This window comes from Rhodobacter flavimaris (assembly GCF_021378075.1).
Classification (GTDB): domain Bacteria; phylum Pseudomonadota; class Alphaproteobacteria; order Rhodobacterales; family Rhodobacteraceae; genus Rhodobacter; species Rhodobacter flavimaris.
Genome location: NZ_JAJUOS010000002.1, coordinates 1 through 25,140, shown reverse-complemented (window position 1 = coordinate 25,140; position 25,140 = coordinate 1). Strand labels below are relative to the sequence as shown.

Below are 25,140 nucleotides of genomic sequence, written 5' to 3'. Positions count from 1 at the left end.
GCGTAAAGTCCGCCGGATTGGGGCCGCGTTCTAACGCCCACCCTCTCCGACATGCCTGTCGAAGAGGGCTTGTCATCGCTCGTAACTCTGCTTTCCTGGCGCCATGGTTAAACTGGTTCTTTTGCACAAAGCAGAGTCGATCTACGAAGATGAGCTCGACGTCGCCTATGATTTCCCGCGGGCATATTTGAAGGCCGTGACCGAAGCAGTTGGCGATTGGATCATTTATTATGAGCCGGTCAAAGCGGGCCCGCGCGGCTATTTCGCAACCGCTAAGATCGAGAGAATCATCGCAAAACCCGGGGTGGAGGGCAGGTATCTGGCGCTCATTGAACGAGGAAGCTATCTGGCATTCGATCGAGAGGTCCCGCGTCTCCGAAACGGGTGTCCGCTCGAGACAGCCCTTGCTGATCAGGCCGGAAATCCATTGAAAGGCGGTGCAGTCCAACTGGCGGTGCGGCGAATTTCTGAAGGTGATTTCGCTCGGATCATTGATCTTGGCCTGCCGGAGGATCTCGAGCGAATAGAGGCAACTCGCTACGATCCGCAGCCGAGTGAGATGCAGGGTGAAGCAATGGTCTTCCAGCGTCCTGTGCTCGAGCGGCTGACGCGGCGCAAGTATCGGGATGTCGCATTTAGCCGTAAGGTCCGTGATGCATATGGCTATCGCTGCGCGATGTCAGGTTTGCAGTTGCGAAATGGCGGCGGGCGGCCAGAAGTTCAGGCGGCACATATTCGCCCAGTCGAGAGGGATGGAAGCGATTCCGTCCGCAATGGCTTGGCGCTTTCTGGAACACTGCATTGGATGTTCGATCGTGGATTGATTTCGGTCGCCGATGACAATGAAACGATCCTTATTTCAAAGAACAAGGTTCCAGGCGACGTCGTTGGCCGGCTTATCCGGCCAGATGGAAAGCTGCTGAGACCCGAGGATCCTCGCCACCAACCTCATCCGGAAAACCTGCGATGGCATCGTGAGAATGTTTTCGGGCAAGTTTTGTCAGGAGAGAGCTCGCCCTGGGGCGTTACCTAAATCAGCGCCAATGGCTTCTGAGGTGGTGGCGTACTGCCACGGGTGCCATTGAGCGAACTTGTCCCGTAGGAAGATGGGGTGCTCCGTCCCATTAGATGTAGTTCTCGGCTGCGTGAGATGGCTCAATTCGAGCAGAGGAACTTAATGGCGACGAGCGATGTGTGCTAATCCCGAAAAGCGTCCGTTAAATATGGATGCTGGTAGATCGGCACATGACGAGCGCGAATGTCATCGGATAATCTCAATCTACGCAGGGATGTTTCATAACCTAACCAACCTATAAGGTGAGCATGATGGGCGGATACCCGAGTAGCTCGTGGCATGAACGACTGGTCGACTATCTCGGAGGCGAACGCTTGGCGCGCTTGGAGCGCGCCCTGGGGCGCGACCCAGATAGGTATGTTCTGGATACGCGCAACATCGCGAAAATTCCGGAGGTAGACATTCGCTGGTTCTTCCGCGTGCTCGAGCTAGGGATCCTGGACGAGCTGCCGAATGGTGATTTCAGATCTCCAAGGCCTGGGGCAGCGGAGCGCCTTTACTCACACGGCAGCAGCACAGCTTCGCCCGTGCGTGTAGGCATCTCGATTGAACCCGTTATCTCGCTGGGTGCTATGGCGAGGTTAATCGACACGTTTGGCTGGCCAGCAGATTGCCTTGGGGCTCAGACAGGACAATGGGGTTTTGATCTGACCGGCTTTGCTCCCGGCTCGGAGCGTGTGGTTCTGCAATGCGAAGTTAAGACCCGCGAGAGTGAAGTCGATGGAATGTGTGCGTATTTCGAGGCGCGTTGTAACGGAGGTAGGGAAGTTAGAGGGGTGACATCCGCGCAGCGTAAGAATTGGGATGCCAAACTCTTTGAGCTCGCATCGACCGGTGCGCCGTTGCTTTGGGCCTTGGGTCCAGGCGGTCACGAGCGGGTGTATCGGGTAGATCTTTCGCATTCGAATGGAGCGCACACTTTTGAAGCAGCACCCGTGGAAGCCCTACACTTCTTAGCGTAACGATGCCCGGTCAGCGACGAAAGCGGTCAAGCCAGATCGTGCTGTTGATCATTACGAAATGGATAGATCGGCCCATTTTTTATTCATGCGGTCATGACTACGCTGCCTCCCGCCGGACTGGGCGTTCGCTGTCAGCGCAAGGTTCGAGAGCATATTCGAGATGCCAGCTGGGCGAGGGGAGCAGGTGGGCGCTATCAGTCCCGTGGAATGCGTAAATCGGATGACCAATCAGGCCTGAAGGTGTCGTGGGCCAAAGTTACGCTACGCGGGCACATCTACCCGGGTAGGCTCGGATGAATTTCAGGGCGGTAGCCCGCATGCAGCAATGCGATCAGTGGCTTGGGAGTCAATACTCTGACAGGGCCGCTGATCGGGACGGGGATTAGTCCATAGCCCTCAAAGCTCCAGAGATGTCCAACTCCGTTCCATTTAAGGATGGCGTGATCTTCCTTCGAGATCATAACGCCATTGGGAAGTTCTTCGAAAACGGCCGGCGAGGTCACTTTTTGATTGCGCTCTATTCGCGCGACGTGGAGTGCTCGATCGATTGCCTTCGGCAGCGGTGTTCCTTCGGGAGGCGCGCCGTGAACCTGGAGCCAGAGCTGCGTGAACGCCCGGTAACGGTCGCGACGACAAGTGGCGCAGGGACGATGCCCGGCAGCTAGCGCGGTTGCTTCATCGAGGAAGAATAGCTCGGTGTAGCTGTGTGGCGCCATTAAGGTTCGTTTATTGCCGTTGAAAGCCAACGCGCAGGCTACCCAATTCTGATGCGCATGTGTTTTGTGAATGTTCCCGTGCTCATCATGAAGAATGCCGCGGTTTCCCATCAGCGAGCCCCGCGCAGCCGAAGCAACGATATGACCGAACGGATTGACGCGGTTTTTCAGTGGCATTGTTCCCTCTCTTTAAGAGCTTCTAAGGAGGGAAGCGTGGCGAGTCCACGCTGCTTACGGCCCTAAGCCGACCTTCAGGCTCGGACCAGGATGCTGCTGCGCGGCCCGTCGAAGCAGCCGTTCGCCGCGCCCGCAAACCCCGGTGACAGTCGGAGGTCAGCTCTGCGGGACAAACCGGACATGGAATCCATGCAAGTCAGCCGTTTCTTTTTCGCTGTTTCCCAGCTGGAGGGCCGCTCAATCTTTTGCAGCGTCAGAAGGCGACAGAGGCGCAACTGAAAGGGCTTCGACCACCGCGGTGTTTTTCGCATGCCACTCCACATAGCGCCTGTAGCCGACCATATCGACGGCGGCCTTCTCATGTGCTGACAGCCCTTCGAAATCATCCAGGCCAACGCCCGGCACGAAGAAAAGTTTGATCCTCATGAATGCACCCGAGCAGTCTTTGGCTTCGTCGAAGCTCAGAAGCTGCGTATTGGCCAACTCGGAGCACTTGAGGAAGTATCTGAGGTCGGATTCGTCCGGTCCGGCGTCTCTGAGGCGCGTGTCTTCGGCTGTTGCAGAGGTTGAGGTCAGGTTGGCGATTAGTACAGACATTGCGATTAGGCTCGCCGCGGTTGGGTTCCTCGCCATATGGGTCTGAAGCTCAGTTGCAGACACCCGGCGACGCTTTGGAAGCTCCGATGCCGATGCGGGCATCGTCTCAACTGCGGTCGTCGGATCTGAAATCGAACTCGAAGCCTCGCGATGGGCTGACAAAGCGTACATGAGAACCCCCATTGCCATGATCGCCCAAGCATTGCGGTAATTTTTCCAGAGGTCTTGGTCGTAGGCGAACCATCACTATGCGTCGGGCGAACCGCGGCGATGCTGGTCGGGGCTAGTCGAACCATCGGAGTTTGCCTGTAGCGGACTAAGGTCTCTCCGTGATATTTTTAGCCTGTGGCGGCTGGCCCGGGGGCACAGATGTCAAGCGAGATCCGAGCGGGATCATCATTCGAACTGACAACGAACGGCGTCGCGCCATCGCTGGGGTTGTCGCAACTGCGCGAACTGTTTGAAAGCAAGGTGCAGTTGCGTTTCGAAGCTGAAGCGGATCAACAGATCGACGCACGAATGACCGTCTACGGCCTGCCGGGTCTCAGGTATGCCAGCATGGTCTCGAGCATGAACGTGTCGCTGGAACGGCCGCGACAGATGCTTTCTGACCGAGAGGACGACGTTTGCCTCATCCTCAGCACGGGCGGTCCGATCGACATCGCACAACGAAATCAGCAGTCGCAGGCGAACGACGGTGAGGCCGTCCTGCTGGTATATCGGGAGCCTGCGGTTCTGCGCTTCCACGCCATGAACTATGTCGCCGTCCGAGTTCCCTACAGCGCCCTCGCTCCGCTCACGAAGAACATTGCCGCGGACGCCGGGCGTCGCATCAGACGCGATACGGTGGCGCTGACACTTTTAGAAACCTATCTCAAGTCCTTGCCAACAAATATAGCCGACCCGCAACTGAAAGGTCTGATTACCACTCATGTTTATGACCTGATGGCACTCGCGATCGGCGCTTCACGAGAGGGTGCAGAGATAGCGGTTCAACGAAGCCTCAAGGCCGCCCGCCTGCAGGCGATCAAGGCAGAACTTCTGAAAGACCGCGAACTCTCGATCCATGAGATCGCCCGCAATCAAGCCGTGTCCCCACGATATATACAGAAACTTTTCGACGAGGCCGGAACCACGTTTACCGAGTTCGTGCTTGCGTTGCGGCTCGAAGCGGCCCGCGCAATGCTCTTAAGCCCGCGCTACTCGCATTGGACAGTCGCAGCAATATCGCAGGAAGCGGGGTTCGGAGACCTGTCCCACTTCAACCGACGTTTTAAGGCGCGCTACGAGAAGACCCCTTCAGAACTCCGCGCGCAGTCTGGTTTACTTTCGTGATTGCGTCGCGGGACCCTGCAGGCTCGAACTCAAGCGCTTCAATTGGAGCTGCCCGACGACCTTTCGGGAAAATTGGAATAGACGTTGGCTTACCCTGTGGCGGCTGAGATGTCCGGTTCGGGCTCCAAGCGGACATGCGGCAACGCGGCAGGCGGCATGACCACGTCAGAGGAGCAACATGACGCGTGCGGCCCATGGCGGACCTTGACGCACACTGCGCCCAATGGCAGCGCTCAGCTCAACATGGTGGCAGCCGGATGATCGACGTTTGCCCTACCGGAGTAAGTGAGGGTGTAGCTGGACGACCGCAGGCTACGTTTCAACACCGCGCATTTTGAATGTCATAGTGCGGATTATTGCGAGTAGGCTGAAGCCTGTCAGCAATCTGTGGTAGATCGTTCGGGACATGCTGACTTTATCGCGCTAAGTCTAAGGTCGGCTGCGCAAACCGTAGAAATGCTACTTAAATGAGATTTTGATACCGTGATACTTAGCTTCGAAGAATTGATTGTTCAGTGTGTGAATGACCAAGCCAAAGTTCACATCCGTGAAGCAGTGAGCAGCTACGAAGCCGGCGCCTATCGCGCCGCTATCGTTTCAGCGTATGTGGCTGTTTGTTTCGACCTTATTGCAAAGCTTGGGAGTTTGGCATCCGGCGGTGATCAGGACGCTGTCGCCCTTGTGGACAAACTGGAAAAGCTTCAAGAGCAGCAACGCCAGGGAAATCCTCAAGCAATTAAGGGGTTACTTGAAATTGAGCGCAACCTTCTCGAAGATTTTCGCGACAAATTTGACTTCTTCGGTCATCAGGAGTTCGAGGAGCTGAGCAGGTTGCGTGCCGACCGCAACCGCTGCGCACACCCGACCTTCTCGCATGACGCTCTGCCCTACTCGCCCGCTGCCGAACTCGCACGACTTCACATTCGCTCGGCATTGACCTATGTGCTTTCGCAGCCGGCGCGCCAGGGCAAGGCGGCACTCGCCGGCCTACGGGCTGTGATTATGTCGCCGTATTTTCCGTCAGTTCTGAATGACGCAGTTGTCCGCTTGCGTGGGACCGAAATCGGAAGCGCGCGTGAACCGCTCGTGCGTGCATTCGTAGATGATCTTGTTTTCGGCTGGCCAGACCCGAATAGCCCCTACCATGCCCATGATAACGTGCTTGTCGCGATCGAAGCTGCGGTTGAATTAAATCGGCCAGTTGTGGTGCCGAGGCTGAAGACCGCAATTGAAAAGTTGGCGAAAAGCGGTGTTCCTGATGCGGTGCGCTTTTCCGCAGCAGTGGCGCTATGTGTATTAGAGGCAGGTGAGCAGGTCGATGAGGCTACTAAGGTAGTGCTCAGGACTTGGCTCAAGCATGAAACCTTCGAAGACAAAGGGCTCGCGGTCAAGTCAGCGCTAAGGTTGGACTGGTGGCACGCAAGCGCGCTGGACGCGATGGCCACTCTAAACGCCAACCAGTTAGCGGGTGTTGTCGATCCTCCCCCCGAGATGATTACGCGCGCGGCCCAAGTCTACGCAACAGCTACTAATTGGGACCAAGCCAATACGCTCGCGGCCAGCATTGCTAATCCGCTTGCCGACCGGCTCTCGCCAGATGATATCGCCCTTGTGCTGAATGCCTCGCATAACGGCGCGGATCTTCGGGGTAGCCATGGATTTCGCGAGTTTATCAACTTACTCTACGACAAGAACCCGATTGACAACGTGGCCCTTGAGGCACTTTTTGATGAGCATCATCTTGAAGCCTACAAGCGGGCTGCACAGGTTTTGGAAGACTGAAGATCGGGGAGCAATCGCCGCGTTCGTCGAGCTGAAACCTTGCCAATTCCGTATTTGAGCAAGTCCGCTTGCCGAGCATCGCTGCCGTTCGCCCAAGACGCAGCGAAGGTCAGCTTCCCGCCCTTAGTGAGCGTCACTAAGATTACGGTTGTTGGCGCTAATAATTGCAGACGTAGGTGAACTTTTCCCACGGAAAAACCCGTGAAAACCACCCCCATACATTCAATAGACAAGACCCGGCCGCCCACCGCCGCAGGAGGGGCACTTACGCTGGTGGATGTCTGATCCATTGGCTCCGTAGTTCAATCCGCAATGCTCGCAGGCGAGCTGATAGACCTGCTGATTGTGATCGGTGCCTGGGAGCCCGGTGGCACGGATTACGATTTGACCGTTTGGATTCCGATAGCCTGGCACAGTCGTCAATCCGGCTCTTTTCGTTGACGTGGTCGCGGATCGCACTGACGTCTTCGGTGCTGCTGCTGTGCTCACGCCCAAGATCCAGCCTTCGTAGTGAGCCATTTCCCTCACGTCGGCGGGGAGTTCTGGAGACAGTGCTTTGGTGAGACGCCCGTCTGTTCCTGCATCTCGCAACCAGGAGGCTGTGGAGAACGCGTCTTGTTGGTCTGGGGTCCGGCTCTCAACAGGATACGCGTCCTTGTAGAGTTTAGGGTATGCCTCCACGAGGCAGGAACCGCCCACTGGGACATCCCAACCATCGAATGGCCACACGTGTAGCTGCGGCAGCGCTCGGCGCAAGGAGCGTAGAAAAGGCAGCCCAGCATGCGTGGATTTCGCAACTTGGCCTTGGACATCGAAGTGGAACACCGATTTTCCCTTACAGGAGATTTCAGTGTGGCGTTTCCAGCTACGTTCGCCAAGGCGGGCCAGGCCCGTGGCGTTTCGCCCGGAGCGTAAGAACTCCACATAGGTGTTGGCTTCATCTGTCGGCCAGAAGGCATGGAAATCATCAAGGAAAAAGTCCCAGTCACGCGCAAGGCCGTGGCGTGCGAAATAGGCGTCTGGGAAAGAGAAGCCATGGTCAATTCCCGCGATGGTCGGCACCGGCTCGGATAGTCTCGCAGTCAGCCACTCGGCCAGTGCACGCCTCGTCCAATATTTCTTTGGGCCGGGTGGAGGGCCGACTTCCATGGCGGGACCGCCACATTCGGTCATATAAACGCGAAGCCCGGGAAGGCTTGAGTCTGCAGTTTCGGCGCCGGAGTAGTCGATGCCGATTGTTCGGTGGAATCTCATGTTGGCCTCCGCTGCGAAACAGTGTCCATATCCCTAACGCTTTTGTCTAGTTTCGCCGGGGGAGCACGATTTTCCTGATGCGTCCGCTTTCATCGCGTGCAGCGCCTAAAGGAGCCGCTGGTGGTGCTCAATCTGGTAACGAGAGGTGTTCACAGGACATCGCTCGGAGGGACTTGCGAGCGTGTCTGGACCAACATAATGAAATAGTGCGACTTTCTGTCGCTTTCTGCGCTGAAATACACCAATCTAGTCATGCCTTCATCACACTTGTCCATGAACGGCAGTTCGGGGAGTGCGGAGAGTTTCAAAGGGAGGGATTCTTGGATATCGGCGCCTATATAACCGACTACATCGATCACTATCGCGAACCGGCACGGCAAGAGATGAAGTTCTATGCGCAGCAGTCTTCCCTCTCGGCTGCGATTAGCGTTGCTGCATCTTGTCGGTGCGCAAATGGCAAGCGTCACCCGCATCAGCGACGCATTCCCCGGGCTGTTCTAGCGAGGGTCGAGCAACGTCTGCTGTCCCGTTCGGAGGCCATCTCGGAGGTCAAAGATTTCGAAAGTCTACTAACGCTTGTCGATGACTTCACGGTGGACATCCGTGGCATTGGTGAACTGGCAGTCTACGATATTGCGCATCGTATAGGTGCGTACCTGAGGCTCGCACCGGAAAAAGTATATCTTCATGCTGGAACTCGTGTCGGGGCCAGGGCGCTTGGATTCTCCGGTAGCGTAGTTGAGAGAGCTAAATTCGGACCCGCCTTTGCAGACTTGTCTGCGGCCGAGATTGAAGACTTCCTTTGTATCTTCAAAGGCGCGCTGCGTGGAGGGGACCCCATCGCTGGCGCATGCAAGGGTGCGTTCTCTGTTGGTGGGTGTTTTGACGACGACCAGAATTATGGCCGCGGCTGTGAAGGCGCTTAGTTCTTCGCTCTCGGTCTAGTCGTCATGAAGCCGCCTTTGGAGGTGGATCATGCGCCGACGAGGGGGCATGGTAATGACGCGAGCATTGTTCACAAGCCTCCACTAGGGCGTATGTTAAGTCTTAGTTTCATGGGGCCACGCAATGAGGACGTGAACTTCTGAGCCGCAATTTATTTGGCCGTGAGCCGAGGTGTTTCCTACAGAAGGTGAACGCTACTTTCGTCCTTCCGCCGCATAGGCAACCTTTGCTACGATTTTAGAGGCATCTCCCCTGGTGCGATATCGCCCGATAGGCTCTCCGGGCTCGCCATCGTCGACGCCTTCCACCCGGTGCATGGTAAAAGTCTTGTCCGCATTGGGGGACAGTCGGAAAAGCCTTCCGTTCTTACGCATGTAGACACACTTGGAGCCTCGTATCTGGGTCCATGGGCAGTCGGAATGCGAGAGGAGCTTTTGCTCCTGCTTAAGCCGCTCCTCTTCAATGCGGCGTATTTCAGCATCTCGGCGTTCAAGCCTAAGGCGCTCAAACTGCGATGCCACGTATTCCGAAATCCGCCCGATGATGGCGGGAAGTTCAGTCCCAGCCGTCTTTTCCTCTTCGTATATCGCTCGACACTCGTCGCGCAGGGCTTCCTCAGGCTGGGCGATGGATTCGACTTCAATCAGATGTCGCATATGTTGCGCGAGATCCGTGGGCGTCAGTTTCGGGCCGGGTAATGAATTGAGGAACTCAAGCATATCGTCCGCCGGGATCCAGCAATCGAGAGCCTCGACGATGACGTCCTTCCGTGGCCCGTCCCACTTGCGCCAAACGGCGCTGTCGTTGTCGAGCTCTGCGACGATCTCCGCCGACAGCTTACCTAGGGAATGTGGGTCACGCATGTGGCGCAAGGATGGGCTGCGCACATAGTCCCTAAGATGCCGAAAGACGATTTCAGCGCGATGGTTCAGGTACATTGGAAGCCCCCTAAGTCTTTTCCATTTGGGGGCATCATAGACCATTGCCGGTCGTGAAGTGCCGCTCGCAGGCTCTTTGTGACGTGTTCGTGGTCTCTAGGATGCTTGCAGCGCTTCCGTGCGAGGAGAGCGGTGGGCTTCGTCTTGAGGAGCACGCTTGCGTGTAGAGCTTCAATTCGGAACAGCTTGTGGCGGACTCACACGCAAACCTGGTATTGGCCTTTTTCGGCTGCCGCCCCGATTATGCCCTCTCCCAATTCATACGAGCAAGCCGCGGATCTTCAGTGAAACTATCCGGCCGAAACTCGAGCCCGAGACGCGGGTGCTCGCGCACCGCCTGCGCACCGGAGCGTCCGATACGGATGCGCCAGGTGTGGCGCTCGACTGGGGCAGGGCTGCGAAACGCGCGGCAGGACAGCACGGCCAGGTTCGCGCCAAGGTTGGGATCTCGTACGGAGAGGTAACGTATGATCTCGACGCCGATCTCGCGAGCGCTCTCAGCAAGGCTCTGGCAAGGGGCGTACTCACTTAGATGCGTCCATAGCGCGGTATCACCGCTCAATTTACCCAAGGCCAAGTCGAGCGCCACCGGCGTGGCCAAATCGACGGAGAACGCCGTGTATTCGGCAGCATCATCGGGGAAGGGGATTTCTGGACTCTCGGCAAAGAAGAGGAAGCGGTAGAAGACCATTTCCGCCACGGCCGTCTCTGGGTGCTCAGCGCCATACCAGACCCCGGGGGTGATCCCGGCCTTTCGAAATCGCGAGCCCTGCGGATAGGGGCGATAGCGGAAGGGGGTTGAGAGCAGATAGTCGAGATGGCGACAACCCTTGGGCACGGGCGGCTTGGTCGCCTCAAGGATCTCCTCAAGCGCTTCCTGCTCGCTCAGGCTGTCGACGAGTTTTAGAGTTGAGACCCGATGCTGGGCTTCGACGAGCCGCCATGCGACCCCTTCGAACGGCTTGGCCTCAGAGCGCAGCGCGTCGGGCGTCCAGGTAGGTGACGACATCTGCCAATCCTTGAACCGTGGCGATCCGTTCCGCCGGGATCGCTCCGAGAGCCGCATTGGGAGCAATAAGCCAGGCACGAGCAACTTTCTCATCTCCGCCGGTGATCGCGTCGAGCGAGCGGAATGTTCTTACGAGAAGTGCCGCAAGCTCGAATGGCTTGCTGTGCTCTGCAAGTGCCGCCTCACCCGTTCTGAAGCGCGAGACCTGAGCCTCCGAGACACCCAGCACTTGGGCCAGTTGCCGTCCGGTGATGTTGAGCCTCTCGGCGGCGCGCACAGCGGCCTTTGTCAGGATTGCACCGCGATCTTGGGCTGCGGCCTGGTGGTTGGGGTTTATCATGGCAAAAACCTTTCTTGAGAAAATATAGGCCTTCACTATTCCCATGGGAAGAAGTTTTCGGATGTATGCGGCCAGTGGCGTTGCCTTGTTTTATGAAGACGCGCCTTTCGGTAGGTTGGGAGGGGGCTCACCGAGTCTCATGGCCAATTCCGAGTTGGATGGGCGCCGCATTGCTTGGTTGCTTGTTCACGCTTGGAGACGATGCCCACGCAGCGGTGCGGTGTCGCTTGAGGCAGAGCCACTGGGGCACCCCAATCGATCCCTCGCGACAACCCCTTGACCTTCAAGCGGAATGCCATCGAATATCCAATTAGATAATAAAACAAATGGGCAGTTCGAACTTGGCGCTGGCACGGCCTGATCATTCACAGTTACTGCTGCGACGATGCGTGTCGGTTGACTTGGAAGTCGATCCGAAAACCGCGACGATTTTTGCGCTGGCGGCGGTTCGATTTGGGGGTGCTCCGGCCATCGTATCCCGCAAAGGTCAACTTGAGAGCGCCCTCGACCGTCTCGAAGAAACCGTGGTCGACACGGACCACCTGATTGGCCACAACATCCTGCGCCACGACCTGCCGCATCTCGCCGCCGCTCGTCCGCGCCTCGCCCATTTAAGCCATTCCATTATCGATACGCTTTGGCTGAACCCGCTGGCGTTTCCCCGAAACCCCTATCACCACCTGGTCAAACATTATCACGACGGCCGATTGCAGGCTGGGCATGTCAATGATCCTGAACTCGACGCGCGCCTCGTTTTCCAGGTGCTCGAGAATCAACTCGACGCATTTGACCGCCTGCATGAAGAGGCGCCCGATGCGCTGATCGCCTATCACTATCTTACTACGCGCGCGCCGCCATCGGCTGGCTTCGACGCGGTCTTCCGCCAAATCCGCTCGGCCTCTCCCCCCTCAGAAAGCGCTGCCCATGAGGCGATCCGTCGCTTGCTGGCAGGGCGTGCCTGTAACAGGCGTATTGAGCAGGTTTTGGGCCGGCTCACCCATGGGCAGCTTGGTTGGCCTATGGCCTATGCTTTGTCCTGGATTTCCGTCGCGGGTGGGGACTCGGTCATGCCTCCCTGGGTGCGGATGCAGTTCCGTGAAGCCTCGCTGATCGTGCGCCATCTACGTGACACCCGCTGTGAGAGCCCGGATTGCACATGGTGCCGCGAGGAAAATGATCCCAAACGTGCACTCGCGCGCTGGTTCGGTTTTGATGCCTTTCGCCCGGCGCCAGTCGATGAGACGGGCCGGCCATTGCAGGAGCGGATCGTCGATGAAGCGATGCGAGGGCAAAGCATCCTGGGCATTTTGCCGACTGGCACGGGCAAATCCGTCTGCTACCAAATCCCGGCCCTCTCGAAATTCGACAAGACCGGAGCACTGACCGTCGTCATCTCGCCGCTTGTTGCCCTGATGGCTGACCAGGTGCAGGGCATGGAGCGGGCAGGGATCTCCTCCGCTGTAACCATCAATGGCATGCTCTCACTCCCCGAGCGCCAGAATGCGCTTGATCAGGTGCGCATGGGCGAGGCGGCCATCTTGTTGATCTCCCCCGAACAGCTGCGCAGTGTCTCGGTTCGGTCGATCCTGGCGCAACGAGAGGTCGGGCTCTGGGTTCTCGACGAGGCGCATTGTGTTTCGAAGTGGGGACATGATTTTCGGCCGGACTACCGATATATCGGCCGCTTCATCAAGGAATACTCGGGGGACGAGCCGCCGGCGCCTGTGCTGTGCCTGACGGCGACGGCAAAGCCCGAAGTCGTTCAGGACATTCGCGAGCATTTTCAGTCCCGATTGGATCTCGATCTGATGCTGCTCGATGGTGGGGCCGTGCGAACGAACCTGACCTTCGAGGTGCTCCCCACGCAGCAAGAGACCAAGCTCACGGATATTCTTGACGTGATCGAGGCGAAACTCCCACAGGACGGAGCCTCGGGCGCCGTCGTTTATTGCGCAACGCGGAGCGCGACCGAACGGGTGGCGGCCTTCCTGCGCCAACAAGGACTATCAGCCGAGCGTTTTCATGCGGGGTTGCAGCCTGAGGAAAAGCGCGAGATCCAGGAGAATTTCCGGATCGGGAAGCTGCGTGTGATCGCGGCAACCAATGCGTTCGGAATGGGGATCGACAAGCCCGACATTCGCCTGGTCGTTCATGGCGATATTCCAGGCTCGCTCGAGAACTATTTGCAGGAAGCGGGGCGCGCTGGGCGCGACAGGGCCCATGCCAACTGCGTTCTTCTCTTCGCCTCAGCAGATGTTGAGAGACAGTTCTCGCTCTCTGCCCGATCCCGTCTTGCCCGTCATGAGATCGGTGCCATTTTGCGCGCGGTACGGCGGATTGGTGAGCGCGTCGATAAATCCGGCAGTAAGGCGAAGAACGGCACGGAAGTCATTGCGACGGCGGGAGAAATCGTGCGCGCCGAGCGTGATATGGAGTTCGAGCGTGATAGTGCGACCGATGACACGCGCGTCAAGACTGCGGTTTCCTGGCTGGAGGATGCGAAGCTTCTGACCCGCGAAGAGAACCGGGTGCAGGTCTTTCCGTCCTCCTTGCGCATTCGCACGATCGGCGAGGCCGAAGCGATGATTGCCGCGTCGACGGAGGCCATCACCGAAACGCGGCGTGAGCAGCTTCTGGACATCGTACGGCATCTGATGAACGCGGCGCCGGATCAAGGGATATCGACAGACGAGTTGACAGGTGTCAGCGGTCTGAGCGGTGGCGGTCTGACGAAGGCGATGAATGATCTGGAGACGCTCGGGATTGCCCGAAACGATGTAGCCGTGACGGTCTTCGTGCATGTCGGCGTGAAGGGCCAATCGCTTCAGAGAATGGCGCAGGCCTCGCAGCTTGAGGCGGATCTGATTTCCAAGATGCGTGAAGCCGCGCCTGACGCGGACCGGAACCAAGGAATACCTCTGCATCTCGCGGAAACGTGCCAGTCCTTGCGGGATATGGGCCATATGAGCGTGCGTCCTGACATCGTCGACCGGCTTTTGCGCGGCATGGCGCGTGACGGGCGCGATCAGGACGGCGGCATGGGGAACCTTCGCCTGCGCACCGCCTCCCGAAACACGATCGAGGTCACATTGAACCGCTCATGGGGGATCCTCGAGCAAACCGCGGCCATTCGAAGACAGGCGGCCGAGCTTCTGCTGGCACATCTCATCGGCAAGGTGCACCGGGGCATTCAAGGCAAAGACATCCAGGTCGAAACCACGATGGGTGATCTGCTTGCCTCGCTCAATGGTGACGCGCTCCTGAAGGGCGCGGTGCAGGACATGAGCAAGCTTATGAGCCGCGCGCTCCTGTGGATGCATGAGCTGGAAGTGGTGACCCTGGGTAAAGGGCTGACCGTGTTTCGCCCTGCGATGACCATTCACCTGCGCCCCGGTGGCGGCGGGTTCACGCAGAAGGATTTCATTCCCCTCGAGGAGCACTACAGCGAGCAGACCATTCAGACCCATGTGATGGCCGCCTATGCGGAAAAAGGGCTGGCCTCGATGGATGAGGCGCTGCGCCTGTCTGAGGATTATTTCGTGCTCGAGCACGAGACGTTCCTGAAGCGCTGGCTGCCTGATCGCGGCACGGAAATTCGACGCCAGACCACGGGCGCCTCCTGGAAGGCGATCGTCGAGGTTCTCAATAACTCGGTCCAGCAAAAGATCGTTCAGGACGACCGTGAGCAGACCAACGTTTTGGTTCTGACGGGCCCCGGATCCGGAAAGACCAGGGTGCTGGTCCACCGGATCGCCTACCTGATCCGGGTAAAGCGTGAAGATCCGCGTGGCATCTTGGTGCTGAGCTACAACCGCCATGCCGCGACCGAGATCCGGGCTCGGCTGCGCTACCTCATCGGGGACGACGCCAATGGGGTAACCGTCTCGACCTGCCATGCGCTCGCCATGCGGCTCGTGGGCGCAAGTTTTGCGGGAGATAACGCGGAGAGCCGGGACTTCGACGGGATTGTCATGGAAGCGGTGCGACAGCTCAACGGTGAGGGGCTGTCAAAATCTGAGGCCGAGGCACAGCGCGAGACGCTCATCCAAGGCTATCGATGGATCCTGGTGGATGAGTATCAAGATATTGGGCCGGAGGAATACGCCCTGATTGCCGCTGTGGCTGGGCGTTCGCTCGATGATCCGGACCTTCGGCTGAGCCTTTTTGCTGTCGGAGATGATGACCAAAACATCTATGCGTTCGGGGGCGCTTCCATTCGGTATATCCGGCAGTTCGAGGCATATTACCGGGCAAAGCCTGAGTTTTTGACCCAGAACTACCGCTCGAGCGGGAATATCATCGATGCGGCCAATGCTGTCATTGCTCCTGCCACAGAGCGGATGAAGCTGGGTCATGACATCACCATTAATCGTGCTCGACGAAACGAGCCACCTGGCGGCGCGATTGCCAAGCTTGATCCGGTGGGGATGGGGCGTGTGCAGCTATTGGACTGCCCGCCCGGTGAGGATGCACAGGCTCTCGCAGCGATCGAGGAGTTGCACCGTCTATCCTGTCTCGATCCCGATTGGAGTTGGTCGCGTGCAGCCATCATTTCCAGAGATTGGCGGCGTTTGGGAGCGGTTCGCAGTTTCGCCGAAGCTCTGGGTATCCCGGTAGAGATGGCGAATGAAAGCCTGCCGAGCATCTGGCGGCTGCGCGAGACGCAAAAGTTCGTGACGGAGATACGCCGGGATCCGGCGCGTCTTCTGGGTGTTGCTGATCTTCTAACGATGCTGAACGCACAACCTCGTAACCGCTGGATCGACCTGATTGCAGAAGGCATTGCAGCGCTGGCGCGAGAGCTTGGTGACAAGAAAATGCCAGTTCCCGATGTCGTTGAGTGGCTTGCGGAGTGGTCTCGCGATGTCCGCTCGGAGCAGCGTGGTCTTCTCTTACTCACCGCACATCGCGCGAAGGGGCTGGAGTTCGATGATGTCGTGATCTTGAACGGAAGTTGGGATCGGCCATCCAAGGGCGAAGATGCGGATGCCCCCCGGCGCCTCTTCTATGTCGCAATGACCCGCGCCCGCCGTAGTCTCTCGGTCATTACGAGTGGCCGCCATCCCTATGTGCACGCAGGTGAAGACAATGTCTTGGTTCGAAAGGTTTCGCCTGTCAGCAAGGATCTACCCGTTGAGGCGCATCAATACATGATGCCGGATCTAAAGCTCGTGGACTTGTCTTGGGCTGGGCGCCTGCGTGATGGGCATCTGTCACTAGAGGCAATTAACTCCGCCAAGGTCGGGGATCCTATCAGCCTTGTGGCGGATGAGGACAGGTGGCTGATCAAGGACGCAAAGGGGCGCACACTGAGCCGTATGTCCCAAGCGTTTAAGCCTCCATCCCCCCAAAGTTTCCTACGAGGCGAAATCGGAGCGATCGTGCGCTGGCGCAAGACCGATAACAAGGAGGAGTTTCGCAGCACGATCCGCCGAGACGAATGGGAATCGATCTTGCCCGAACTAGTATTTAGCTGACATGCCGTTGGCTTGCTTGATGTGGTGCGGCACTATGCGTTGGTTCTTTTAATGCATTGATTAAGAATGATTTAATGCCGTTAGCGGCGCTCCTGGGTTGGTGGGGGTGCCGGAAATGTTTTTCGAATGATGTTAACATTTATCAACATTCTGGAGGGTTTCATCGAAAGACTTGCGCAACGAATGCCGCAGACGCATTCTGAGCAAATACAATGTCCACTTTCTTGTTTGCGGGGAATTTGAATGTCGGCAGCGCTAGAGGCACTGATACGCGACGTGAATACGTCTTTGCCTGAACGTAAGCTTGTAGAGCTCATTGAAAGAACGAGTTTGTCGGCGGATCTCAAAGCCATTTTGCGCGATTTGGCGCGCATCACGGTACGCGTTGGATCGAAGGTTGTTGCGGTCGGCCGCAAGATCCTGGCGTTCGTTTTTGACCTGATAGAAGCATTCCCAACGGTAACGCTTGGGGTCATCGCTGCGCTCGTTTTGACAAGCTTGATTGCGTCGATCCCTCTCTTGGGTGGGATACTCGCTGGATTGCTCAGCTCCCTTATACTCGCCCTTGGAGTTGCCGCTGGCGCACTCAATGATCTCCTGAGCGACAAGCTCAAAGAGCGTATTGATGGGCTGGTTAATTCCTTCATTGCTCTTGTGGGTGCCTAAATGAGCGCGACCGAAGCGGAACTGGTGCAAGAGCTCAGCGAAACTGACCTCGTCGTCGCGGACACCAACAAGTTCAAGATCAAGCTGGGAATTGGTGAAGACGCCTACGGCTCCCTGAAGTTGAAGAATACGCTTCAGACACTCTGGGACGTGAAAGGTGCTGGAGCGGTTGGTGCCGCTGCAGCCGCATCCCCTGCCGTGGCTACCACGTTTTTTGGTGGGGGAGGATTTCTATCGGCTCTTGGGCTCGGCGCCGCTGCCGCGACCCCAGTTGGTTGGGTGGTGGCTGCAGCTGTTGCGTCAGGTGGCGCCTACTATGGTGTCATGAAGGTCATGTCTGGCTACACGTCTTCACGCGTGGAAACCATTCCCAAGTTCATTAACACGCCCATAGACCTCCTCGGAGCTACTCTCTTCGATATGATGGCCGGGCTCGCCCTGAAAGTCGCGGATTTCTCAGGGGAAACTGAGGACGTCGAACGCGAGGCAATTGTCGCCTACTTCGCTGAGGAGTGGGGAGTCTCCGAGGACTACGCCAGACGAGCGCTTCCGCTCCTCGAGATGCAAATCAAAGGCCGGACGTTGAAAGAGATGGCAAAGGCTCTCGCCGACTACCAGATCGACAATGATGACTGTAACCCGACCGCGATGAAAAAGGACATTCGCAAATTCCTTGAGGAGATCGCATACGCGGATGGCGAATGTGATGAACGCGAGGAGCTCGCGATCGAGAGCATTGTCCGGGAACTCGATGACCACCTCTCTATGCAAAGCCAGCTCGCGAAATCAGCAACCCACTACTCGAAAGCTGTCGGGGACTTAATTCAGGACTCTGGCGCCGCGGCAGTGAAAACGGCGCACGCAACTCTTGAGAAGGCTAAGGGCTTCTTTGGTGGTTTGGTTAAAAAGTGAAGGAATAATCACTTTGTGTGGGAATTGCGGTCTAGGCTCCAGACCCATTGATATCAGGCTCCTGGCATGATTCAGGCTCCGCAAGGAGACCTGTTCATTGAGCAACCTATACTGGCTGTCGGAGCCGCAGATGGAGCGTCTGAAGCCGTTCCTGCCCAAGAGCCATGGCAAGCCCCGCGTCGATGATCGGCGTGTGTTGGGCCGCATAATCTTTATCAATCGCACGGCTTGCGGTGGTGCGATGCCCCCAGGGAGTGCGGCCCGGCAAAGACGCTCTACAATCGGTGGAAGCGCTGGAGCGACAACGGGGTCTTCGCCCGGATCATGATGGGCCTGACCGCAGAAAGCGTCGAACACAAGACGATCATGATCGATGCAACCTATTTGACAGCGCACCGCACTGCCTCAAGCCTGTGAGTGAAAAAGGGGGGCGCGAGCGCCAGATAGGCCGAACGAAGGACGGAATGAACACCAAGCTGCATGCCGTCAGCGTGCGAAGGGGCGACCGATCGGGGTCTTCATGTCCGCCTGGCAGATCAGCGACTACACCGGCGCAGAAGCTCTGATGTGCAGCTTGCCGAAGGCGGGGTGATTGCTGTCCGATAGGGGCTTTGACGCCGATTGGTTTAGAGAAGAGTTGAAAGACAAGGAACAAAGGTCTGCATTCCCGGCCGGAAGTCCCGCAAGAAGGCCGTCAAGTACGACAAGCGCCGCTATAAGCGGCGCAACCGGATCGAGATCATGTTCGGCAGGCTCAAGGATTGGAGACGCGTCGCGACCCGATACGACCGCTGCCCCAAGGTGTTCCTCTCGGCCATCGCCCTCGCCGCAATCGTCATCTACTGGTTATGAATCCTGACCCTAGGGCTCAGAGCATCCCGCATTGATCATTTCGTCCATCATAGCCACCCATTTACTCTTTGTTATAGCAATATTTGTCACGCAGGTTTTGTTCTCCCGCTCTTTGAACCGCAGATGAATGATGGGTGGGGCTGGTGGTTCTTGATCAATTGTGGCCTCTTCAAATAGTAAATCAGCTTTTCCAAGGTGATTGTGCTCGCTGTTTATATTGCGATAGGATGGCATTTCAGATTGTTGGAGTAAATGACGGTGAATTTCAAAGAAACTTTTGATGTTTATATAGAAGCTTTGACTGCCTGATGATCCGGAGTTGTGATGGTATCCCTTGGATTTGCAACGAAAAGAAACGTAACCATCCAGATCTTTTTCGTTTTGGTAGCAATGAACGGCTACGCACTCAACATCAGCATGTAGAAAGTTGGGTCCGTCGCAAAAACGGAATGTCCGAAGCTTCAGTATCTTCTCCCCGTCATTAGACAAGACCTGTTCTGTGAGATCGACCAAGATATCCACGGTTTGGCCTCCATGGCTTTAAATATCCGATTTCAAATGGAACGCGATGTTCAAAATTATTGCAAGAAGTAAACATGAAGGTAAAGCGAAGACCGTATCGACGCAGCGGAATCTGTTCAGGTTTGTAGCTTAACATCGACGGATTCGTCTGGGTTGATGCAAGGCTACATCAACAACTCCCGAAGTGCTCCGGATAGTCTTCCTGAGCTTCCTTGCCTCTTCGCAAAATATTGATCAGCGCGCTAAATTCGTTGTCGGCTTGGGTACCTTTCCAGCGATTGGCGAACCAGCAAGTTAGTTGGATGTTGTCTGGTGAGTAGTGTCCCGCACTGTGTTTCCTGTCAATCGAGGCCACAAGCTCCGTGATGCGTCGACCTTTTTGTGGCAACAACATTGGCAGCCCCGTCAACTGGCAAAGCCCGTCCTGCTCTTCCCAAATCTTGCAAAGAAAGTTGTAAAAGGCTTCGTTCGATGAGAAGCCCATGAGCTTCTTGTTCTTCACAATCCGCTCGACTGACTGCCCGTTGCGTTATCGACGCGATTTATCACACCCTGGGCTAGGGTGATCATGGCCGCCTTGAGATCACCTGGTCGCTGTAAGCCCTGCTGCTGCATCTGTTCAACCTTCTGCGGCAAGCGCACCAGCAGCCAGAGATATGAGTGTGCGTCGATCAGGTGGACATTCTTTATACCGATCCAGTCCTTTAGCCCCGCTCGGACAAGTTGCACAGATTCGACGAATTTCTGATAGTTTTCCCACGAGCAGCGCCCAGCAGTGCGCAGTTCAATCCCAAGCTCATCGAACGCTCTGTCGAAGGTGGTGGTGCCAATCGGCAAGAATCGGTTGTCATCGAAAAGGTAGAAAATGTAAGCGATCAGGCTGTACCGACGGCCAATGAGATCGACGAGGTCTTCGAGGATTTCGGCGGGCTCTCGGCGCTCATGAAATAGGTCGAAGAGATCACTCTCGAACCGCAGCCGCGCGGGACCGATTCCAAGATCACTACGAAGCTGCCTGGTTTCGCTGGGCTGATTGTGTCGAGGCTCCCAAGGAACGAGATTGTTCCTCAGATGCTGATTTTCCTTGATCTCGATCGCATTAATTACAGCGGTAAGGATCAACCCGCTGCCGATATCGTTGGGGCTCCAAGACTCTGCTTGAAGGCGTTCAAGCGCGATCTGTCTGATGATCGGTTTGTAACCTTCCTACTTCGCGGGAACACCCGTCGCAAACGACTCGAACTGGCTACCATTGAACGTGCGCAGGTCGTCGTTGAACTTCTTAAAAACACTTATGAATCGGTCCCTGTTGATCATCTTAGTTCCCGGTTCTCGGGCAGCTCGCTGCCACAGACTTGCTTTATGTAAGTCGCGAATGCTGAAGCGCATAGCTCTTTATCGTCAGGCTCATAAATAGCTTTTGGGTCCGCTTCGCGCATCCAAGAAAAAACGATGTTTGGGTCAATTCCGATTGCAGTAAAGTAATATGCTAGATGGCCGTACGTCGTGCTGCTGAGCGGAATGGGGCCGGTGTCATCATAGATTACATGAAAACCAAGGCGAGTCCGTTGTGGATCAATTATTTTTCGTTCGACGCCGCCAGCAAACACGATCGGGCATCCGGATATACATGGTCCATGAAGTTCTGTATTCAGACGTCTCAACCTTATTTCACTTCCTGCAAGAATGGCGGCAATCACGCTGCCTCCATCACTTCCCAATGAAACCGTAGTTACCTGAGGCGCAGAATTTAGTGCCTCGATTAGGCGTTTGTCGAAATCTGAACCGATACTTCCTGAAACAAACAAAACTTGGTCACGAACCAAGAATCTCGCATCTAACCCCCAAATTTCCGTCTGCACTGGATCTGGAATGCCTTCTGGTCCTTCCCACCGTATCTCCCATTTGGACTCTAGTAGTCGGCTTTGCAGGTTTGGGGCGGGCCGAAGTTGTAACTGGGTAGGCTGTTGCGCGCGGTGACGTTTATCACTGGGGATGTTGGCAGTCAGGAGTGCTGTATAGGGCGTCCCTTTAAGAGCTAAAGCTGCTGAGCTGTCGGGCGTGAAGCTGTCCCAGTCGCGCGATGAACGCTCTTGAGAGCAATGGATTGCCGCGGAGCTGATTTCGAGCGTTGGGCTGTTCGTCCCTGCCGGGCCCTCCGCCTGCCAAGCGGGGAACAACACTAATGCGGCCATGAAAAGCAGGAGTCTCATTGGCGCCTTTTCAAATGCGAATGGTGGGCTGCGTTTCTGTGCGACAGATTGCAGATGGAAGATGTCGAGTGCTGTCCAGAGAGCAGCCAGTAGCGCTTCGTTGGACACTTAAACAAAGTTTCCGCAGCTGGAGCTATGGGCGCTCGAACGACGGAAACACCAGTATTCCCGCTAAGCTCATGTCGGCTGCGATTGTCCATCGGCTCTCAGCAAATGCTTGTCTCGGGTGTTCCTCACAGCCCGATCATCGGTGTGCATGGGTAAGCCGGAACGCTGAGAACTACTTGGTAAGGCTTCGGGTCCGGCTAGGAGTGATGACACTCGTTCATTTCCAATGCATGCGCGGCGTTGGTTTTCAGCCCCTTTACTAGTTGCCGATTACGTCGGTTCACCACCGAGCACCTCCCAAAAATCAGCCCTCAGATTATGGTGCGGGAACGGTTCATCAGGCACATCGACGCCGAGGAACGCGCAAAGTGGACCCCATCCCTCCGCTACATCGAAGACAAGCAATCGATCGGCCGGCAACGCTTCGCGTACCTCTTGGGTCCTTCTGCGATAGGCTGCCAGTCCATTCTCCTTGTCGCCAAGGACGCCACCAAACGTGCTCTTGCCGGCCAGCTCGTTCCATGCCGCGAGAATGTCGTGAATGTGAGGTGGAAGCGGAAGGTCCCTGTATCGGGACATCAGTTTGCCGATCGTTTTGTCAAAGCTGGCCCACCACTTGTCGTCGGGCCGGACCGTATGGACGACCTTTGCGTTCGGAAACGCGTGAGCCAACTCGCGCCAGACATGCGCGCCTGGCCAGTCAACTTGGGATTTGTACCCGGCGAAGACCGCCGCCCAGTCGACAGATTCTCCGGCAGCCAGCCTCTGCCAATGCGTCACCTGTTCAGGATTTTCGACGATTTCGTGCATATGGTGGCAAGGGCCGTAGCCCAGCCGTTCCAAAGCGGCTTTAAGAGATTTCGTTCCGGTTCGGCCAAAACCGGAGCCAATTACTTCTAGCGCCATGACATCCCCCCTGAAACGATAGGATAAGCTTCCGCCTCAATTGAGCACTTGTCTACGACATTCAGCCCCTAGCCTCTCGGGTCAGATGTGGCGTGGACCAGGCATTCAAAGGTGTGTGCGAGCTCTGTGCTCAAAAAAGTGACAGCCTCATGGCGGTCAATCCATGCAGGTGAATCGCGCATTTCTCCACAGAATGATCCACAAAAAATGTGGATTGATCGGACCGACCGAATGCAGATTCTTAAGTTACTTAGGGTCAGCTCTATCCGTAGAGCTTGCCATCAAGATCCACAGCGATGGTCACGGGCTGGTAGGCGTCTGAGCGGCTTATCTGAGTGAACCGCGTCCTTGAGGTGATTATTCTATAGGCATGTCGTTTTATATTGATGCAGGCAGATACTGCCTCTCTTCATGTAAATTGGCCCATTCTCGCGTCGCAAGTAGGATAGGGGCGTTGACCCCGGCGCACGACAGGCCGAAGCTTGTAAGTCTGCTGAGCGCATAGAGCTGGGGGGCGGTGGAATGTCAAAATCCAATGAAATCAAGAAAATTCAGACGCAAGGCGTTCACCACATCACGATCATCGGGGCCGATCGCCAGACCTCTATCGATTTCTGGGAAGGTGTTCTGGGTATGCCGCTGATCTTCGATCAGCCGAACCTCGACAACCCAAATGAGGGGCATCTGTATTTCGATCCTGGTGATGGCCGGCTGATCACGATCTTCACCAACGAAGAACGTCAGCCAGACGATACCCCCGTGCCAGAGGCAACCGGCTCGTTGCACCACCTCGCACTGAACGTCAGTCAGGCCACTTTCTGGCAGGTGGCCGAGCGTCTCGATGCACGCGGTGTAAAGCATTCGGGTCCGGTCGACCGCGGTTTCATGGATTCAATCTATTTCCGCGATCCTCTGGGGCTGCGGCTTGAGCTTGCAAGTTACAGGTTCGTGCCACCCGAAGGCTGCCGCCACGCTGACGTGATGATCGAGGCCCACAAGATCCGCGTGGCGCGCGGCGATCACCATATAGATCGCGAGCATCTGGCAGATGCCATCGAGTTGCTTGTTGCCCGTCGGCAGAGCTCGTTGTCTGAAGACAGATCCCCGCGCCGGTCGTATTGAGTGCGTGGATGCAGCTGCGTCGTACAGTAAGTCGTTCGATAATTTGCTGCACATTTTGCTGCACATTTTGCTGCACGACGTCTAGTTAACACATTGAAAATAAATAGATTAGTTGTTGGTTTGGCGCTCTTCCCGTCCGCCACTTGCCCTCGCGAAAGCATTCTCCCGATCCGGCTGCGGCCGGATTTTCTCGTTGTTTTCGAGGGTTATGCGGGTGGGGCTGAGCACCGGGGCCAGCGCCAAGGGGGCGGGAAGCGGTCTCTGAGGGCCGATATTCTCCGGACCTGATGACTGCGCCGGTTTGGTGAGTTCCTCGCAACGCATTGGGGCGTAATGGAAATTTCCAGAGCCAAAAATTTGACTTCGATGCCAGGAGCGCTCGGTGAGATGGAACCGGGGTCCAACATCGGCGGCTCCAAGAAAGCTGCGCTCTGAGACTCTTAAGGTGTTGGTAGGACTAATCTTCCTGTTCGATTAGTGCTGATAGCCGAGCAACGAAATAGGCGTTCACGAACTCAATCGCCTCACGAACAGGAAATTGAAAATGCTCATCAAGATCGTCACCCGAGATAGCCAGTGGTGGTGGCAGCGATAGAAGGCCGTAATAGAAAATGATGTGAGTTTGGTTGGTCTCCGGCACCAACCCGAGCCCACGGCCATAGTCGGAAAGCAGCATCTGGGTGCGCACAAGCTCTTCGTGGATAATCCGACGCTTGCCGCCATCGTATGAACCGTTGCCGCGTTTCACATTGTACGCGTTGAGGGAGCAGCGTGCCTCGTCGAAGACCAAGATGTCGACGCGCACAGAACGCTCGCGATCTCCGTACGGAAGCTGAGTTTGCAACAAATAGTCGAGCCTCTCGGCGATGCGGACCTGGCGCAGGGAGTCATGCGACAGCTTGAAGTCATCCTCTGTCCATACCCGCAGGCGAGCGCAGTCTTTCAGTCGTTCGAGTAGTGCCCGTTGAAGAATCGCGCCATGTCGCTTGTAGGCCGAGCTGATGATCGACGTCGCTCGCGAGTACTTCCTACCTGCGATTGGATCTTCCCGGAAACGGGCAGCACCCAACCTGTCGATTGTGTCGTCCACTGTCGGTCGCATGCGTGTCCGTCGTCAGAACATTTGGCGCAACTCGTGGCGTAGATTAGCGGAGAGCGGGCCTCGTCTGTGGGATGATGTTATGCGGCGAGCTTGTGGTGCTGCAAGCGCCGATATTCGAGGGTCTGTCGTT

The 25,140-nt window shown here is 56.5% G+C and carries 20 protein-coding genes and 1 pseudogene; 9 read left to right on the top strand and 12 right to left on the bottom strand.

What is annotated here, in order from left to right; all coding sequences use genetic code 11:
* Positions 1–103 precede the first annotated feature (103 nt).
* Entirely contained in the window at positions 104–1,033 is a 930-nt protein-coding gene (locus LZA78_RS02865) for an HNH endonuclease (protein WP_233675452.1), read from the top strand.
* A 1,279-nt stretch (positions 1,034–2,312) separates the two neighbouring features.
* Here LZA78_RS02865 and LZA78_RS02860 read toward each other — a convergent pair.
* On the bottom strand, positions 2,313–2,930 hold the full coding sequence (locus LZA78_RS02860; protein ID WP_233675451.1) for a hypothetical protein: 618 nt from the start codon (positions 2,928–2,930) through the stop codon (positions 2,313–2,315).
* A gap of 237 nt (positions 2,931–3,167) precedes the next feature.
* Entirely contained in the window at positions 3,168–3,527 is a 360-nt protein-coding gene (locus tag LZA78_RS02855; protein WP_233675450.1) for a hypothetical protein, read from the bottom strand.
* A gap of 369 nt (positions 3,528–3,896) precedes the next feature.
* On the opposite strand from LZA78_RS02855, the gene LZA78_RS02850 reads away from it, so the two are divergent.
* Both LZA78_RS02850 and LZA78_RS02845 read left to right on the top strand, forming a co-directional pair.
* On the top strand, positions 3,897–4,862 hold the full coding sequence (locus tag LZA78_RS02850) for an AraC family transcriptional regulator (RefSeq protein WP_233675449.1): 966 nt from the start codon (positions 3,897–3,899) through the stop codon (positions 4,860–4,862).
* Positions 4,863–5,345: 483 nt separating this feature from the next.
* Positions 5,346–6,644: a hypothetical protein gene (locus tag LZA78_RS02845; RefSeq protein ID WP_233675448.1), complete on the top strand. Its 1,299-nt coding sequence runs from the start codon at positions 5,346–5,348 to the stop codon at positions 6,642–6,644.
* Between the two features lie 222 nt (positions 6,645–6,866).
* Here the strand turns inward: LZA78_RS02845 and LZA78_RS02840 are convergent, their stop codons facing one another.
* Positions 6,867–7,898 (bottom strand): hypothetical protein, encoded by a 1,032-nt coding sequence (locus LZA78_RS02840; RefSeq protein WP_233675447.1) that lies wholly within the window; start codon positions 7,896–7,898, stop codon positions 6,867–6,869.
* 320 nt (positions 7,899–8,218) lie between these two features.
* Between LZA78_RS02840 and LZA78_RS02835 the strand changes: the two genes are divergently transcribed.
* The gene (locus tag LZA78_RS02835) at positions 8,219–8,824 is read left to right on the top strand and encodes a hypothetical protein (RefSeq protein ID WP_233675446.1); all 606 of its coding nucleotides are present in this window, start codon (positions 8,219–8,221) and stop codon (positions 8,822–8,824) included.
* A 213-nt stretch (positions 8,825–9,037) separates the two neighbouring features.
* Here the strand turns inward: LZA78_RS02835 and LZA78_RS02830 are convergent, their stop codons facing one another.
* The 3 genes from LZA78_RS02830 to LZA78_RS02820 form a co-directional block, all read right to left on the bottom strand.
* The gene (locus LZA78_RS02830) at positions 9,038–9,781 is read right to left on the bottom strand and encodes a hypothetical protein (RefSeq protein WP_233675445.1); all 744 of its coding nucleotides are present in this window, start codon (positions 9,779–9,781) and stop codon (positions 9,038–9,040) included.
* Positions 9,782–10,022: 241 nt separating this feature from the next.
* A complete protein-coding gene (locus tag LZA78_RS02825; RefSeq protein WP_233675444.1) occupies positions 10,023–10,790 on the bottom strand; it encodes an RES family NAD+ phosphorylase in 768 nt (255 codons plus the stop codon).
* Positions 10,750–11,175: an antitoxin Xre/MbcA/ParS toxin-binding domain-containing protein gene (locus LZA78_RS02820; protein WP_233675443.1), complete on the bottom strand. Its 426-nt coding sequence runs from the start codon at positions 11,173–11,175 to the stop codon at positions 10,750–10,752. The genes LZA78_RS02825 and LZA78_RS02820 overlap by 41 nt, the downstream gene beginning before the upstream one ends.
* Before the next feature lie 281 nt (positions 11,176–11,456).
* Between LZA78_RS02820 and LZA78_RS02815 the strand changes: the two genes are divergently transcribed.
* The 4 genes and pseudogenes from LZA78_RS02815 (at position 11,457) to LZA78_RS02800 (ending at position 19,037) form a co-directional block, all read left to right on the top strand.
* Positions 11,457–16,607 carry a RecQ family ATP-dependent DNA helicase gene (locus tag LZA78_RS02815; RefSeq protein WP_233675442.1) on the top strand — a complete coding sequence of 1,717 codons (5,151 nt, stop codon included), beginning with the start codon at positions 11,457–11,459 and terminating at the stop codon, positions 16,605–16,607.
* Between the two features lie 243 nt (positions 16,608–16,850).
* A complete protein-coding gene (locus tag LZA78_RS02810; protein ID WP_233675441.1) occupies positions 16,851–17,273 on the top strand; it encodes a hypothetical protein in 423 nt (140 codons plus the stop codon).
* Complete coding sequence (locus LZA78_RS02805) at positions 17,274–18,185, top strand: TerB family tellurite resistance protein (RefSeq protein ID WP_233675440.1); 912 nt, start codon at positions 17,274–17,276, stop codon at positions 18,183–18,185.
* Positions 18,186–18,282: 97 nt separating this feature from the next.
* Positions 18,283–19,037, top strand: a pseudogene (locus LZA78_RS02800) (IS5 family transposase).
* A 9-nt stretch (positions 19,038–19,046) separates the two neighbouring features.
* Here the strand turns inward: LZA78_RS02800 and LZA78_RS02795 are convergent.
* From LZA78_RS02795 to LZA78_RS02775, 5 genes are all read right to left on the bottom strand, one after another.
* Positions 19,047–19,559 carry a hypothetical protein gene (locus LZA78_RS02795; RefSeq protein ID WP_233675439.1) on the bottom strand — a complete coding sequence of 171 codons (513 nt, stop codon included), beginning with the start codon at positions 19,557–19,559 and terminating at the stop codon, positions 19,047–19,049.
* 169 nt (positions 19,560–19,728) lie between these two features.
* Positions 19,729–20,061, bottom strand: coding sequence for a hypothetical protein (locus tag LZA78_RS02790; RefSeq protein WP_233675438.1), 333 nt, complete (start codon positions 20,059–20,061; stop codon positions 19,729–19,731).
* Positions 20,058–20,681 carry a hypothetical protein gene (locus LZA78_RS02785; protein WP_233675437.1) on the bottom strand — a complete coding sequence of 208 codons (624 nt, stop codon included), beginning with the start codon at positions 20,679–20,681 and terminating at the stop codon, positions 20,058–20,060. The genes LZA78_RS02790 and LZA78_RS02785 overlap by 4 nt, the downstream gene beginning before the upstream one ends.
* Before the next feature lie 191 nt (positions 20,682–20,872).
* The gene (locus LZA78_RS02780) at positions 20,873–21,880 is read right to left on the bottom strand and encodes a hypothetical protein (RefSeq protein WP_233675436.1); all 1,008 of its coding nucleotides are present in this window, start codon (positions 21,878–21,880) and stop codon (positions 20,873–20,875) included.
* Between the two features lie 270 nt (positions 21,881–22,150).
* Positions 22,151–22,786, bottom strand: a complete 636-nt coding sequence (locus LZA78_RS02775; RefSeq protein ID WP_233675435.1) for a sulfotransferase family protein — start codon at positions 22,784–22,786, stop codon at positions 22,151–22,153.
* 540 nt (positions 22,787–23,326) lie between these two features.
* On the opposite strand from LZA78_RS02775, the gene LZA78_RS02770 reads away from it, so the two are divergent.
* Entirely contained in the window at positions 23,327–23,908 is a 582-nt protein-coding gene (locus LZA78_RS02770) for a VOC family protein (protein ID WP_233675775.1), read from the top strand.
* Positions 23,909–24,365: 457 nt separating this feature from the next.
* Here LZA78_RS02770 and LZA78_RS02765 read toward each other — a convergent pair whose 3' ends face one another.
* Positions 24,366–24,998: a hypothetical protein gene (locus LZA78_RS02765; protein WP_233675434.1), complete on the bottom strand. Its 633-nt coding sequence runs from the start codon at positions 24,996–24,998 to the stop codon at positions 24,366–24,368.
* Positions 24,999–25,140: the final 142 nt, after the last annotated feature.

Excerpts from the sequence above, each read along its gene's own strand:
- LZA78_RS02865 (WP_233675452.1), top strand. The coding sequence starts at position 104 with ATGGTTAAACTGGTTCTTTTGCACAAAGCAGAGTCGATCTACGAAGAT.
- LZA78_RS02860 (WP_233675451.1), bottom strand. The coding sequence starts at position 2,930 with ATGCCACTGAAAAACCGCGTCAATCCGTTCGGTCATATCGTTGCTTCG.
- LZA78_RS02855 (WP_233675450.1), bottom strand. The coding sequence starts at position 3,527 with ATGTCTGTACTAATCGCCAACCTGACCTCAACCTCTGCAACAGCCGAA.
- LZA78_RS02850 (WP_233675449.1), top strand. The coding sequence starts at position 3,897 with ATGTCAAGCGAGATCCGAGCGGGATCATCATTCGAACTGACAACGAAC.
- LZA78_RS02840 (WP_233675447.1), bottom strand. The coding sequence starts at position 7,898 with ATGAGATTCCACCGAACAATCGGCATCGACTACTCCGGCGCCGAAACT.
- LZA78_RS02830 (WP_233675445.1), bottom strand. The coding sequence starts at position 9,781 with ATGTACCTGAACCATCGCGCTGAAATCGTCTTTCGGCATCTTAGGGAC.
- LZA78_RS02825 (WP_233675444.1), bottom strand. The coding sequence starts at position 10,790 with ATGTCGTCACCTACCTGGACGCCCGACGCGCTGCGCTCTGAGGCCAAG.
- LZA78_RS02820 (WP_233675443.1), bottom strand. The coding sequence starts at position 11,175 with ATGGGAATAGTGAAGGCCTATATTTTCTCAAGAAAGGTTTTTGCCATG.
- LZA78_RS02815 (WP_233675442.1), top strand. The coding sequence starts at position 11,457 with ATGGGCAGTTCGAACTTGGCGCTGGCACGGCCTGATCATTCACAGTTA.
- LZA78_RS02810 (WP_233675441.1), top strand. The coding sequence starts at position 16,851 with ATGTCGGCAGCGCTAGAGGCACTGATACGCGACGTGAATACGTCTTTG.
- LZA78_RS02805 (WP_233675440.1), top strand. The coding sequence starts at position 17,274 with ATGAGCGCGACCGAAGCGGAACTGGTGCAAGAGCTCAGCGAAACTGAC.
- LZA78_RS02775 (WP_233675435.1), bottom strand. The coding sequence starts at position 22,786 with ATGGCGCTAGAAGTAATTGGCTCCGGTTTTGGCCGAACCGGAACGAAA.